This is a genomic window from Parvularcula oceani (genome assembly GCF_000733125.1).
Lineage (GTDB): Bacteria > Pseudomonadota > Alphaproteobacteria > Caulobacterales > Parvularculaceae > Parvularcula > Parvularcula oceani.
Genome location: NZ_JPHU01000011.1, coordinates 31,365 through 44,559, shown reverse-complemented (window position 1 = coordinate 44,559; position 13,195 = coordinate 31,365). Strand labels below are relative to the sequence as shown.

At 68.8% G+C, this 13,195-nt stretch carries 15 protein-coding genes; 5 read left to right on the top strand and 10 right to left on the bottom strand.

Features of this window, described 5'->3' with window-relative positions:
- Nucleotides 1-6: 6 nt before the first annotated feature.
- The 4 genes from IE88_RS0111915 to IE88_RS0111900 are packed head-to-tail and all read right to left on the bottom strand — an operon-like array spanning nt 7 to nt 3,366.
- Nucleotides 7-474 carry a chemotaxis protein CheW gene (locus IE88_RS0111915; RefSeq protein WP_031554748.1) on the bottom strand — a complete coding sequence of 156 codons (468 nt, stop codon included), beginning with the start codon at nt 472-474 and terminating at the stop codon, nt 7-9.
- Between the two features lie 11 nt (nt 475-485).
- Entirely contained in the window at nt 486-2,684 is a 2,199-nt protein-coding gene (locus IE88_RS0111910; protein WP_031554746.1) for a chemotaxis protein CheA, read from the bottom strand.
- Between the two features lie 11 nt (nt 2,685-2,695).
- Entirely contained in the window at nt 2,696-3,061 is a 366-nt protein-coding gene (locus IE88_RS0111905; RefSeq protein ID WP_031554743.1) for a response regulator, read from the bottom strand.
- A complete protein-coding gene (locus tag IE88_RS0111900; RefSeq protein ID WP_051882073.1) occupies nt 3,058-3,366 on the bottom strand; it encodes an STAS domain-containing protein in 309 nt (102 codons plus the stop codon). The genes IE88_RS0111905 and IE88_RS0111900 overlap by 4 nt, the downstream gene beginning before the upstream one ends.
- Nucleotides 3,367-3,666: 300 nt before the next feature.
- On the opposite strand from IE88_RS0111900, the gene IE88_RS0111895 reads away from it, so the two are divergent.
- Entirely contained in the window at nt 3,667-4,173 is a 507-nt protein-coding gene (locus IE88_RS0111895) for a helix-turn-helix domain-containing protein (protein WP_051882071.1), read from the top strand.
- Here the strand turns inward: IE88_RS0111895 and IE88_RS18405 are convergent.
- Genes IE88_RS18405 through IE88_RS0111880 form a run of 3 tightly spaced genes read right to left on the bottom strand, consistent with a single transcriptional unit; the run spans nt 4,129 to nt 5,799 of the window.
- Nucleotides 4,129-4,614: a magnesium transporter MgtE N-terminal domain-containing protein gene (locus IE88_RS18405; protein WP_031554740.1), complete on the bottom strand. Its 486-nt coding sequence runs from the start codon at nt 4,612-4,614 to the stop codon at nt 4,129-4,131. The genes IE88_RS0111895 and IE88_RS18405 overlap by 45 nt on opposite strands.
- Entirely contained in the window at nt 4,614-5,312 is a 699-nt protein-coding gene (locus tag IE88_RS18400; protein WP_031554738.1) for a hypothetical protein, read from the bottom strand. Before IE88_RS18400 ends, IE88_RS18405 begins: the two co-directional genes overlap by 1 nt.
- Nucleotides 5,313-5,316: 4 nt before the next feature.
- On the bottom strand, nt 5,317-5,799 hold the full coding sequence (locus tag IE88_RS0111880; protein ID WP_031554736.1) for a flagellar basal body-associated FliL family protein: 483 nt from the start codon (nt 5,797-5,799) through the stop codon (nt 5,317-5,319).
- Between the two features lie 182 nt (nt 5,800-5,981).
- Between IE88_RS0111880 and fliF the strand changes: the two genes are divergently transcribed.
- The 4 genes from fliF to IE88_RS16670 are packed head-to-tail and all read left to right on the top strand — an operon-like array spanning nt 5,982 to nt 9,637.
- Nucleotides 5,982-7,457, top strand: a complete 1,476-nt coding sequence (gene fliF, locus IE88_RS0111875; RefSeq protein ID WP_051882069.1) for a flagellar basal-body MS-ring/collar protein FliF — start codon at nt 5,982-5,984, stop codon at nt 7,455-7,457.
- 22 nt (nt 7,458-7,479) lie between these two features.
- Nucleotides 7,480-7,782 (top strand): FliM/FliN family flagellar motor switch protein, encoded by a 303-nt coding sequence (locus tag IE88_RS0111870; protein WP_031554732.1) that lies wholly within the window; start codon nt 7,480-7,482, stop codon nt 7,780-7,782.
- Nucleotides 7,779-8,531: a flagellar type III secretion system pore protein FliP gene (fliP, locus tag IE88_RS0111865; RefSeq protein ID WP_036767163.1), complete on the top strand. Its 753-nt coding sequence runs from the start codon at nt 7,779-7,781 to the stop codon at nt 8,529-8,531. Before IE88_RS0111870 ends, fliP begins: the two co-directional genes overlap by 4 nt.
- Nucleotides 8,528-9,637 (top strand): FliG C-terminal domain-containing protein, encoded by a 1,110-nt coding sequence (locus tag IE88_RS16670; protein ID WP_036767162.1) that lies wholly within the window; start codon nt 8,528-8,530, stop codon nt 9,635-9,637. Before fliP ends, IE88_RS16670 begins: the two co-directional genes overlap by 4 nt.
- A gap of 30 nt (nt 9,638-9,667) precedes the next feature.
- On the opposite strand, the gene IE88_RS0111855 is transcribed toward IE88_RS16670, so the two are convergent.
- Genes IE88_RS0111855 through flgK form a run of 3 tightly spaced genes read right to left on the bottom strand, consistent with a single transcriptional unit; the run spans nt 9,668 to nt 13,190 of the window.
- On the bottom strand, nt 9,668-10,795 hold the full coding sequence (locus tag IE88_RS0111855; RefSeq protein ID WP_051882067.1) for a flagellar basal body P-ring protein FlgI: 1,128 nt from the start codon (nt 10,793-10,795) through the stop codon (nt 9,668-9,670).
- On the bottom strand, nt 10,792-11,781 hold the full coding sequence (locus IE88_RS0111850; RefSeq protein WP_031554725.1) for a flagellin: 990 nt from the start codon (nt 11,779-11,781) through the stop codon (nt 10,792-10,794). Before IE88_RS0111850 ends, IE88_RS0111855 begins: the two co-directional genes overlap by 4 nt.
- A complete protein-coding gene (gene flgK / locus IE88_RS16665) occupies nt 11,781-13,190 on the bottom strand; it encodes a flagellar hook-associated protein FlgK (protein ID WP_036767161.1) in 1,410 nt (469 codons plus the stop codon). Before flgK ends, IE88_RS0111850 begins: the two co-directional genes overlap by 1 nt.
- Nucleotides 13,191-13,195 lie beyond the last annotated feature (5 nt).

Sequence of the window (13,195 nt, the reverse complement as noted above, 5' to 3'; positions counted from 1 at the left end):
CGCCGCCTAGGCCGCTTCGGCGGTCATTGGCGTGAAGATCGATTCAAGCGCGATCAGCCGGATCATCCTGTCGTCGAGCGCGACGAGGTGCCGGATGAAGGCCCGGGTCTCGCCCGTGGCGACATCGGGCGTGTCCTGCAGATCCTCCTGCGTGACGTGCAGGATGTCGGAGACCGCATCGACCAGGAGGCCGAACTGCGCGTTCTCGACCTGAACCACGATGACCACATGGCGGCTCGAGGGATCGCTCGGCGCTTCGCCGAAACGCTGATTGAGGTCGATGACCGGCAGGACCGCGCCGCGCAGGTTGATCACGCCGCGCACATAGGGCGGCGAATGGGGCAGCGGCGTCGCCTTGCTCCATCCGCGGATCTCGCGGACGGACATGATCTCCACGCCGAATTCTTCCTCGCCGAGCCGGAAGGAGACGATCTCCTTTCCGCCGTCGGACTTCTGCCTTTCGTCCAGTTCCATTGCGTTCTCCCTCAGGCTGCCGCCGAAGTTTCACCGGGAGGCAGGGCCGCCCGCTCCACCAGGTTGTCTGCATCGAGGATGAGCGCGATGCGCCCGTCCCCGAGGATCGTGGCCGCCGCGACGCCCTCGATCGTTCCGTAATTGTCTTCCAGGCCCTTGATCACGACCTGCTGCTGATCGTCGATGCCGTCGGCCACGAAGGCGGCGCGCACGCCCTCTTCGGTCTGGATGAGGAGGATGACGGCCTCCTCGTAGTCCTCGACGCGGTCGCGGAAGCCGAGTTCGCTGCCGATATCGACGAGCGGGACGAATTCGCCGCGCACGGAAAGGACATGTCCGCCCTGTCCGAGGCGATGCAGCTCGCCGCCCTGGAGCTTGAAGGTCTCGATGATCGCCGTCAGCGGGAGCACCACTGTGTGGTCGTCGATGCGGACGAGCATGCCGTCGAGGACCGCGAGGGTCAGCGGAAGGCTGATCGAGAAGGTCGTGCCGCGCCCCGGACTGGAGGTGATCGCGATCCGGCCGCCGAGCGCCTGGATCGCCTTCTTGACGACATCCATGCCGACGCCGCGGCCGGACAGGTTCGACACCTCCTTCGCGGTCGAGAAGCCCGGCATGAAGAGGAGATTGTCGATCTCGTTCTCGGTCAGCTGGGCGTCCGCCGCGATGAGGCCCTTGTCGACGGCGATCTGGCGCACGCGCTCGCGGTTGATGCCCGCGCCGTCATCGGCGACCTCGATCACGACCCGGCCGGAGCGGTGGGCAGCGGTGAGGCGGACGGTGCCTTCTTCGGACTTGCCGGCTTCCAGCCGCTTCTCGGGGCTTTCGAGCCCGTGATCCACCGCATTGCGGATCATGTGCGTCAGCGGGTCCGCGAGGCGTTCGAGCACGGTCTTGTCGATCTCCGTGGCCTCGCCTTCGGTCCGCAGGCGCACCGATTTTCCGGTGGCCGACGCCGATTCCCGCACGATGCGGGACATGCGCTGCAGGAGCGGCTTCACCGGCTGCGTCCGGATCGCCATGACGCTTTCCTGGATCTCGCGGGTGAGCTGGTGGAACTCCTCGAGCCCCGTCGCCACTTCGCGGTTCATCGGGCCGCTGTCTTCGACGCATTGCGTGAGCATGGCCTGGTTGATGACGAGTTCTCCGACCAGGTTGATCAGGCGGTCGACGCGGTCGAGATCGACCCGGACCGTCGCCTTCGGGGCGACGACCGGCTTGCTCTGCCCCTCGGACTGCGAGGGAGCGGGCGAGGCGGAGGCGGCCTCCGGTTCCGGCGCAGCCTGTTCGGCCTGCGCCTCGGCGGGCGGCGGGACCGCCTCCCGCTCCGGGGCGGGCGCTGCGGACGCAGGCGCCTCCTGCGCTTGCGGGGCCTGCGGAGCTTGCGGTTCCTCGAGCCCGAGAAGCGCCTCGATCGACAGGTCGCTGTCATCGGAAACGAATTCGAAGACCTCTTCGATGTCCGCCCGATCGGCTGCGGTCTTCAGGCCGATCAGCCATTCGGCGCACGGCTCCTCCGGATCGAGGGCCGCCGGATCGGCCGCATCTATGCCGGTCACCGCGACATCGAGCTCGCCGAGCGCGTCGAGCGCCCTGAGGAGGAGCGTCGGTTCGCCGCCGCGGCGATACAGATCCTTTTTCGGACGGAAGCGGATGGCGTAATGCCGAAGGGGCGATGCCGCCTCGTCGGCCGCGTCCGCATCGTCCCCGCCGCCGAGGTCGAGCGGCACGGGCTCGAATGCCGGCGCTTCGAGATCGAGCGCCAGCGGAACCGGCGCGAACCCGCCATCATCCGCCGGCGGCGCCGCGGCCGGCGCCGGTGCGGGCGCGCCGCTCAGCGTCGAGAGCTCGACCAGCAGGCTCTGGGCCGTGTCCTCGGCGGGAACCGCTCCGTCGCGATAGGCGGCGAAGAGATCCGAAAGAACGTCTGCGGAGCGAAGAAGGGTCGCGACCACGTCCTCGCCCGGCTCGAGGCGACCGCTGCGCACCTCGTCGAGCGTGGTCTCGAAGCCGTGGGCGAAGCGCACCAGCGCGTCGAGTTCGAAGGCCCCCGCCCCGCCCTTGATGGAATGGACGGCCCGGAAGACGACATTGACCGTCTCCTCGTCATGCGTGCCGTCGTGAATCGACAGAAGGCCCGCTTCGAGCGCTTCGAGCAGCTCTTCGCATTCGGTGAAGAAGGTCTGCCGGATTTCCTCCATCGGATCCATGAGCGCCTCCCTCAGCCGATCAGCCGGTCCAGGACCGACACCAGCTTGTCGCGGTCGAACGGCTTCACGATCCAGCCGGTCGCGCCGCCCTCGCGCGCCCTCTGCTTGAGCTCGGGGCCGCTTTCAGTCGAAAGGACGAGGATCGGCGTCGTGCGGTACGCTTCCTGCTCGCGCACCTTCTCGATGAAGCCGAAGCCATCGAGGCGCGGCATGTTGATGTCGGTGACGATGCCGTCCGGCTCCGTCCGCTCGAGCGCGGACAGGCCGTCCTCGCCGTCTTCGGCGAGCGCGACCTCGAAATCCGCGCTTTCCAGCGCCGCCCGGATCATCTCGCGCATGGTGCGGGAGTCGTCGACGGCTAGGATGGTCTTCTTCACGACTCTCTCCCTTCTTCGATAATGTCGGCCGAAACGCCCAGAAGGCGGAGATCCCGCCGCAAGGCGTCGCTCGGTCGCGTGATGGACAATTGCTGGCCGGCCTTCGACCAGCTGCGGCGCGCAGCGACCAGGATCTCGAGGCACCGTCCGCCAAGAAGCGTGGTGTCCTGCCCGTCGAGGCGGAGAGGCTGTCCCTGGCGCTCCAGGAGCTGGCTGCGGAACTCCTCGGCAGCGGCGCTGTCCAGACGCGTCGGCAGCGTCAGCACGCTGCCGTCCTCGGCATTCGCATTCCCGTTCAACGACATCGCAACCCCACCCGCGGTATCCACGGGCAGTATCTGGCACGGCGGGCGTTAACGCTGGGTTGCCTCGCTATAGCCAACTCTCGAACGACGAGCATTCATCCCCGTCTCGCGATGCTGAATGCCGGTTCCCGCGGTCCCGCCGCGCCGCATTGCCGCCGGAAAGCCGCCATCGCCTCGGCACGCCGCGCATCGAGACTTCCTCCTCCGATGGGAGAGCGATTTGCCGCAGCGCGACGGTTTACTCTCTTTTCGGTTGTGCTATCAGATATGCACAACCTTATATCGATTGGGGAGAGGCCAGTGGAAAACGCGATACGAAAAGCCGCGGCGGCACATCGAGGCGGCGAGGACGCCGTCGTCCAGCCCGCCACGCCGCCGCACGAGGTGGACAAGCGCGTCGGGCAGAACCTGCGCAATGCCCGTAACCTCCGTGGACTGACACAAAAGCAGCTCGGCGCCGCCGTGGAGCTGACCCTGCAGCAGATCCAGAAATACGAGAACGGATCGAACCGCATCACGGTCTCGCGGCTCCATCAATTCTCCGAAGTGCTGCACGTTCCCGTCGCGCAGTTCTTTTCGGGGCCGCAAGCCTCGCTGGCCGCACCGCCCGCGGAAGCGGCGCCCTCGCGCGAAGAAGGGATGCAGTTCTCCTCCGACGATTTCGAACTGCTCTCGCTCTTCGCCGCGATGCCGCCGCGCCTCAAGCGGCGGCTGATCTGCCTCGTCGAGGAGATGGCGGAGACCGCTTCGCGGCCCTCGGCCTCAGCTGTCGACGGTCTGCGTCCCGCCCTGAACCGCATCGCCTGACGCCATGGCCTGAAGGACGCTGATCGCCGCTTTCTCCGGCATGACGCCGAGAATGGCGCTGGCGTCCTGCTCGTCCATGGCCAGGAGGATTCGCGCGGCCTCCCGCGCGGGCAGAGCGCCGATCAGGGTCGCGGCACGCTCGGGGGCCATGGCGGCATAGAGGCGCACCACGCGATCATTGCCGGGCGCGGCTTCGGCCGGCGCCGCCCGCTCGGCCTGAAAGGCGGCACGCTCCCTCTCGAGATGCAGCGTCGCCTGCTCGAGCGCCGCCTTCTCCTGCGCGAGGAGAGCGCTGGCCTGCGCTGCCGCCCTGTCCGAGGCGGTCTCCGCCGGGGCCTGCCCTTCCCCGAGGATATCGAGCGGGATGGCGCTCAGCCCCCGCGCGGCCGCGATCGCCAATAGCGTGACGCTCAGCGTGGTGAGGACCGGCAGAGGCCGCATCAGGCCTGTTTCCGTGCTTTCTGCGCGAAGGGATTGGCGGGGGTACCCGCGCCGTGCACGCCGACCGGGATGACATTGCCGACGCGCCGCTGGATCGGCAGGTCGGGGGTCGCTGCCGCCCGGTCCGTCTTGTCGGCCTGCTCGCTTTTCGCCTCGCCTGCGGCCGCCTTGCCTCCGGACACGCTCTTCTTGTCGGCCCCATCCGCGGCGAGCCGTTTGCGCGCGGCTTCCTTCTCGGCGGCGGCGCGCGCGGTCTCTGCCGCTTCCCGCTGCGCCCGCGCCGCAACCTGCCGCTCGGCGGCGGCGAGAAGCTCGTCGTTGAGCAGGCTGATCAGGGTGCGCACATCGCCCATCAGCTCGTTGACCTCGCCGCGCGCGGTCTTCAGGTGGCCCTGATGCTCGCGCCAGGTCTGGCGCGCCTGGCGCTCCATCGTCTCGAGCAGCGTATCCACGCGCGGCTCGCATCCATCGACCCGCCCGAGCAGCGTCTCGAGCTGCTTGGCGGAGCCGTTCGCGCTCGCCGTGAGCTCTGTCACCTCGCCCCGCACCGCCGTCACGGCCCGGGTCAGCGAGACCACGGCCTGACCGAGCCCGCTCTTGAGGTCGTGAAGCTTCTTCACCCGCCGGTTGAGCATGATGCAGTAACCGGCCGTCGCCGTCGTGGTCAGGAGGAGTGCGGCATCGAGAACAGAGAACATCGGATCAGCCCAGCAGGAAATCGGTGATGAGGAGTTCGGCGACCAGGTCTTCGCCCAGAACGGTCCTGGCCCGTCCAAGAAGCCGTTCGCGCAGCTGCGGCATGGCTGCCGGATCGGTCAGGACGACCGTTTCGACCGCCCGGAGATCGTCCATGAACCCGTCCTTGAGGCGCAGCACGTCCGCCTCGTCGAGAGAATGATGGTCATCGGTCAGCCCGAGCGCGATGCCGATGCGCAGGGTCCGCGCCCCCGCATCGGGCGCCAGCGCGACCGCGAAGGGATCGAGCGCGGCATAGCTCGCGGCGGCAGGCTTCACGGCATCCTCTTCGGGCGCCGCTTCGGCCTCGGGCGCGGCCTCGCAGGCGACGGCCGGCCGGCTCGAAGTGGCGAAGGATACCACGCCGAAGCCGCCCGCGGCCGCGACGACGCCCAGCAGGACCGTGCCCATCAGTCCGCTGCGCTTCGCTGGCGTCGTCTCTTCGCTCATGCGTGCCTCTCCTCGCCCCGCGCCGATGATATCGACACTAGGGAAACACATGCTTCGGGTTGGTAAGAAAGGTTAAACACCCGCATCGGTAAACGCTTCGTTAAGGCTTGTTTTCCTATTCCTAACGCCGGAGCGAACGGGGCATCGCGGTCATGGCTGGGCTGGGCGCATCAGGACAGAATATGGGCAATGCATGGCGCGCGCTGTCGCGGCGCCAGCAGGTCATGGCGGGCGGCGCCGTTGCGGGCGTGGTCGGCCTCTTCGCGATGATGACGATGATCGCGCGGCAGCCCGAAGAGGCCCTGCTGATGTCCGGCCTCTCGCCGGAAGCCGCCGGCGAGGTCGCCGCAGAACTCGACGGCCTCGGCGTCCCCTATAGCGTGCGGGGAACGGCCATCCACGTTCCCGAGGCCGACCGCGACCGTTTGCGCCTCGCGCTGGCGCAGCAAGGCCTTCCGCGGGCGGACGAAGCCGGCTACGAGCTTCTGGACAGCCTGGACGGCTTCTCCACGACAGCCGACATGTTCGACGCGGCCTATTGGCGCGCCAAGGAAGGCGAACTCGCCCGCACGATCCGGGCGATTCCGGGCGTCACCGCGGCGAGAGTTCATCTGGGCGTGGGCCGCCAGTCGGCGTTCCGCCGCGCGAGCGACCAGAAGACCGCGTCGGTCACGGTCGAGAGCGGGATCGGCCTGTCCGACCAGCAGGCGCGCTCGATCCAGACGCTGACGGCGCTCGCGGTGTCGGGCCTCTCGGCCGATCAGGTCGCCGTCATCGACAGCGTCCGCGGCATCATGGCCGGCCCCGGCGCCCGCGACGCCTTTTCGCTGTCCGGACAGGAATCGCGCGCCGCCGATCTCGAGGCGCGGCTGACCCGCATGCTCGAAGCGCGCGTGGGCGAGGGCAAGGCCCGCGTCAGCGTCGCCCTGGACGTCGAACGGATGGCGGTCAGCCAGACCGAACGGGTGGTCGACCCGGACGGCCGTCAGGTCGCCGCCCGCAGCACGCTCGAGGAAAGCGAGACGGAAAATCCTGGCGCCAGCGCCGTCACCGTCGCGAGCAATCTGCCCGAGGGCGATATCGCCCCGGAGGAGGGCACGCCCGTCCTCCGCCGCAAGCGCAGCGAGGACGTCACCTATACGGGCACCGAGATCGAGCGGCATACCGAGACGCTGCCGGGCGGGATCAAGCGCCTCTCCGTCGCCGTCCTCCTGGACGAAGCGACGAGCGTGAACGAGGCGGGCGAGGTCGTCCCCTCCCCGCGCACCCCCGAAGAGCTCGACGCCCTGCGCGCGCTCGTGGCCAGCGCGGCCGGGATCGACGAGGCGCGCGGTGACACGCTCGCGCTCCGGACGCTGCCTTTCGTCGCGCCGGAGCCGATCGCGGCCGACGCGTCCAATCCCTTCATCGAACAGATCGCGCCGCGCACGCCCGAGCTTCTCAAGCTCGCCTTCCTGGGCGCGGTCGCGCTGGTCCTCGGCCTGTTCGTCGTGCGGCCGCTTCTGACCGCCCGGCAGGAAGAGGCCGAAAGCGGCGAGCCCAAGGCGCTGCCGCAGGATGCCGCCGGCCTTCTGACGGTGCTCGTGGAAGAGAGCCCCGAAGATGCCGCGGCCGTACTCGACGCGTGGTTCGACGAAGACCGCGTCCAGATCGCCTGACCGAGAAGAGGCACAAGATCCAATGAGCATGACCTCCCCCGATGCCGAACTGCCCGATGCGGGCACGACCGGAACGCCGCTCCGGCGCGCGCTTCATGACGTGAATGTCGATGTCACCGTCGTCCTCGGCCATGTCGAGGTGTCGCTGAAGGCCCTGTCCGAATGGGACAGCGAGACGGTGGTCGCGCTCGATGCGGCGGCCGACGCGCCGCTCGAACTGCACGCCAATGGCGTCAAGGTCGCGACGGCGGAGCTCTGCGAAGGCGATGGCGGCCCCGGCAGCCTCGCGGTCCGCATCCTGGACGTGGAAGACGAGGCTCTGTGAGACGGATCGGCGTCCTTCTGGTCGTCTGCCTCCTCGCCTTCGGCTCGGCCGAGGCGCAGGAGGCGGCTCCTCTCGAAGCGGCCGCCGAAGCGCTCCTGCCGGAAGGGAGCGAAAGCCTGCGGGCGGATCTCATTCCGCTCTTCCTCGTCGTCACCATACTGAGCCTGGCGCCCGGCATCATCATGATGACGACCTGCCTGCCGCTCATGGTGATCGTGCTGTCCTTCCTGCGCCAGGCGATCGGGCTGCAGCAATCGCCGCCCAACATGATGATCACCAGCCTCGCGCTGTTCCTGACCTTCTTCGTGATGGAGCCCGTCTTCACCCAGGCCTGGGAAGCGGGCATCGCGCCCCTGCGCGCAGGCGAAATCGGCGAGGCCGCAGCCTTCGATGCGGTGATCACCCCCTTCCGCGCCTTCATGGAGGCGCGGGTGCATGAAAGCACGTTGATCGCACTGACCGAGGCGCTGCCGGGCCGCTGGGAGCCCGGTGCGATGGCCGAACCGCCGCTCGCGCTGCTCGTGCCAGCCTTCATGCTGTCCGAGATCAAGACCGCCTTCCAGATCGGCTTCGCGATCTTCCTGCCCTTTCTCGCGATCGACCTCGTCGTCGCCTCCGTCCTCATGGCGCTCGGCATGATGATGGTGCCGCCCGCCATGGTCTCGCTTCCCTTTAAGCTTGCGTTTTTCGTTATGGCCGATGGTTGGACGAAGATCGCCGCAGCTCTACTGAGAGGATATGCCGGATGAGCGCGCTGCCCTCGCTCAAGGATACCGACACCGCCGCGCCAGCGACCGCCGCGCCGCCTGCCCAGGCGGAGCAGGCGGCGCCCCTGCCGCCGCGCCCGCCCGCCGAACGCGCCGCCGTGGTCCTGGCCCTCCTAGGGGAAGAGCGGCTCGAACATCTCAAGGGGCACCTTCCCCTGCACCGGCGCGACGAGATCGAGGCCGCCCTCTCCCGTCTGTCCGGGCTCGATGCGCGCGAGCAGCAGGCGATCGTGAGGAACTTCGCCGAAAACCTCGCGCAGCACCGCGCCGGCCTCGCCGGCGGGCAGCGCAACGCGCAGAAGGTGACCGATGTCCTGTTCGGGCCGAAGGTCGAGCCCATCCAGTGCTTCGTGCCCGAACTGCCGCCGGCGAACACCTGGGACCGCGTCGCCGAGTTGAAGGCGGCGGACGTCGCGCTGTTCCTCGAGGATAAGCCCGCGCCGATCATCGCCACGGCGCTCGGCAGCCTGCCCGAGGCCTTCGCCGCGGAAGTCGCCATCGCCATCAGCGAGACCGCCTCCACGGCGTCGATCGTCCGCCTGGCAACGCGCGGCGAGATCAAGCCCGTCGCCGCCAAGGCGGTCGAGGCGATGTTCGAACAGGCCTTCTTCTCGACGAACCGTCCCCCGGGATCGGGCGTCGACGAAGAACTCGTGGCCAAGATCGCGGCCCTCCTCAACCGTCTGACGACGGCGCGGCGCGAGGCCGCCTTCGAAGCGCTGAACCGGGAACTCGACTCCGAGACCCTGGCCGCGATCAAGCGCAAGGTTCTCGGCTTCAACGATCTGGGCCGGCGCCTGCCGCGCAGCGCGGTGCCCCTTCTGTTCCGCGAAGCGGACGAGAAGACGCTCCTCCTGGCGATTTCCTATGCGCTGCGGGAGGGCGCGCCCGTTGCGGAATACCTCTTCGGGAACATCTCCCAGCGGCTGGTCGGCCAGCTCAAGGACACGATGGAGGGGTATGGCGTCGTGTCGGAAGAGGTGGGCGAGAAGGCGCAGGCCGATATCGTCGCCTTCGTCTTCGACAGCGTCGAGGAAGGCCGCTTCCAGCTTCTCGATCCGGACGAGGCCGAGGACGAGGGCGCCTGAACGCTCTCGTCCGGCCCCGGTACCAGGACCTTACTGAAGGACGAGTTCGGCGTGCAGAGCGCCGGCGGCCTTCATGCTCTTCAGGATATCGATGATCCCGCGGGGCGTGACGCCCAGAGAGTTGAGCCCGGAGACGAGGTCGGACAGGGTCACGGCCTCTTCGAGCATCGCCACGGAGCCGGGCGTTCCCTGATCGACGGCGATATCCGTGCGCGGGAGGACCGCCGTCTGGCCTTGGCCGAAGGGCGCGGGCTGCGCGGCGACGGGGTTCTCGGCGATGGCGATCGACAGCTTGCCCTGCGCGATCGCGACGGCCGACACCCGCACTTCCGATCCCAGAACGATCGTTCCGGAGCGCTGGTCGATCACGACGCGGGCCGGCGTGTCGGGCTTGAGCGTCAGCCGCTCGATCTCGCTCATGATGCGCGCGGGATTCCTGCCCTCGGCAAAGTGTAGATAGACGGTGCCCGCATCGCGCAGTTCGGCCGTCCCCGCCCCGAGGCTTTCGTTCAGAACGTCCTCGATCCGGGCGGCGGTGGTGAAGTCGGGATTGTCGAGCGCCAGATCGACGCCGGGCAGATTGCCGAAGCTGAAGGGCACCTCGCGCTCGACCCGGGCTCCGCCGGGGATCGTGCCGACGGTCGGAGTGCCCTGCGTGATCGATCCGCCATCGCCTTCGGCCTGGAAGCCCGAGATCAGGACCGGCCCCTGCGCGACGGCATAGACGTCGCCATTGGCAGCCGTGAGCGGCGTCATGACCAGCGTGCCGCCGGTCAGATCCTCGGCATCGCCGATCGAGGAGACGGTGATGTCGATCTCAGACCCTTCGCGCGCGAAGGGCGGAAGGACGCCGGTGACCAGCACGGCGGCGACATTGTCCGGGCGGAAGGTCTCGTCCTGGACGTTGACGCCGAGCCGCTGGAGAAGGCTCGCAAGGGCCTCTTCGGTGTAAGGAGAGTTCCGCAGCGTGTCCCCTGTGCCGTCGAGGCCGACGACGAGGCCGTAGCCGATGAGGTCGTTGCCCCGCACCCCTTCGACCGAGACGAGGTCCTTCAGGCGCACATCGGCATGGGCCGGCAGCGGCGTCAGCGCGCAGAGACAGCCCAGAGCCGCCCCGAGAAGGAGTGTTCCAAGCCGGGGAGCGAGAGGCTTCGTCATCGAATGTAATCCGCGAAGTTCAACCGGCTCAGACGGGCCGTCATGGCATAGGCGGCCTCGAGCTGAAGCTCGAGGCTCTTCACCCTCGAAGCGGCCTCGACCGTGTCCACGCCTGCGAGGGATTGCTGGGTCGCGGTCAGGACGAGCCGTTCCTGCCCCTGCGCCTCCAGAGCCCGGGACACCCGGCCCTCGGCCACGCCGTTCACCGACTGCATGAGGATCATGCCGTCATTGGCCGCCGCGAGCTTTTCGGCGGCCGTGCCCGCCCAGGCCGCGCCGCCTTCGGGAAGCCCCGGCGCCAGAGCGAGCCGCGCGAGGCCGTTGAGGAGATCGCGGACCGGCTGCGCATCCGCCTTGGCCTCGAATCGGACGGCGCTGCCGTCGCCGAGCGCTGCGGCGGCCGCCTGGCCGGGGCCGCCCTGATAGACGAGTGTGTCGAAGCCCGCGCCGTTGAAGAAGGCATCGAACGCGGCCTCCTGGTCGGCGATCGTCGTCGCCCCCGTCAGCGCGGCCTGCGCGGCCGTCAGCAGCGTCTCGGCATCGGCCAGGGCCGGACCCTCGGTCTCGTCGCCTGCGAAGAGGTGGCGGCCGGACTCGTTGGTGTTCAGCAAGCTGATGACCTGGTCCAGCGTCGCGCGGGCGGCGGCGGCCGTTTCGGTCCGCGCGGCCGGCTCGTTGAGCGACAGGTCCGTCAGCGCCCGTTCGGTCATCGGCGCGAAGGCATCGCGGACGGAGGTCAGGACGAGCCCCGTCTGGCGCAGACGGCCCTCGGTCAGCCCGAGGCGGCTCGTATTCGTCTCGAGATCGGCGAGACCCTTCTCGATCAGGGCGAACTCGCCTGCGCGGCCGCCCAGCGTGAGGGAAAGGTCCTGCCTGCGGCCGGTGACGGTCTCATGCGCCGCGCGTTCGAGATCGGCCCGGATCTCCGGCAGATGCCGGCTGAGGGAGGTGAAGGCGGAGAGGTTTCCCGAAAGCGGTCCCATCATCACACGGCCTCCATCAGCGTATCGAGCATGGCGTTCACGGTCTGAAGGACGCGGGCATTGGCCGCATAGGCCTGCTCGATCATCATCAGGTCCTGAAGTTCCCTGTCCGTATCGACGCCCGTCTCGATGGTCTCCGCCTCGGCGGCGGCGCGATAGTGGATGTTCGCGGTCATCGCGCGGTCGCTCGCGGCCTTCTCGGCGGCGCCGAGTTCGGAGGAGAGCTCGGCGACGGCCTTGTCGGCGCCCTGTCCGCTCGTCAGCGCGTCGAGCATCCGGCCCAGCTGTTCGCCATTGCCCGCGGGGCCGGCGACCGCGCTGCCGATGCCGTCGCGCAGGCGGCGCAGCTCGCCGCCCTGAGCCGGATCGATCGCGGCATGAAGTTCGAGCCGTCCCGCGATGCCGAGGCCGAGGCCCGCGGGCGCGGTCGCGCCGCCATCGGTGAACAGTCCGGCCTCTCCGGGCGCATTGCTCGGATCGACAGCGGTACCCGAGAACCGGGTGACGAGGTCGGTGGCCAGCGCGTCGAGCGAAGCCTGGAAGTCCGGCGCGCTCTGATCGCGGATTCCGAAGAGGCCCGCGAGGCGGCCTTCGCGCGTGCGCTGATGGCCGTCGCCCGTGGGCGTGATGTCGATGCCGTTCACGGTCAGGCCCGAAAGCGGCGCGCCCAGCACCTGCCCCTGTGAGACGAGATTGGCGGGCGAGAATTCGATGTCCTGCGCTTGGCTGGTCAGCAGGAAGACGCCGCCCTCGGTCATCAGGTGGATGCCGGCTCCCTTGTCGAGAACCTCGACCGGAATCTCGCGGTTGATGCGGTCGACGAGCTGCTGGCGCTCGTCGGCCACCGCGGGCGTCTGCTGCGCCGGAGAGAGGCCGTTGAGTTCCTCGAGCCGCTTGAGCGCGACATTGACCTCGGAGACCGTCGCGGCGATCTCGCCCTCCGCCTCGTTACGCATGCGGTCGACGCTGCCGGAGGCTTCGGCGAAGCTCTTCGTCAGGGCGCCGGCCGTGCGGTGAAGCTCGGACAGCATGACCGGCGATTCCGGCGACATGGCAGCGTCGCGCATGGCGTTCTCGAAGGCGACATAGGCTCCGAACAGCCCCGTCTGCGCGCTCGGCTCGCCGAGGATCTGGGTCAGGCGCGCAATGCCCTCGGCGGTTTCCGAAGCCCCCAGGCTTTCCGCTTCGGCGCGCATGCGCTCTGCGGTCAGGTGGGGCACTTCGGCCCTGTTCGTTCCGTTCACCTGCACGCCGGCCCCGTGCCACGCGATCGTGCGCTGGGAGACATCCGCCGTGCGGCGGACATAGCCTTCGGTATTGGCGTTCGCGACGTTGCTGGCGGCGACCTGCGCCCGCAGCTTCGCAGCCTGAAGGCCCGATTGCGCGATCGAAAGGGCTGGCGTGACGGGCATGTTCT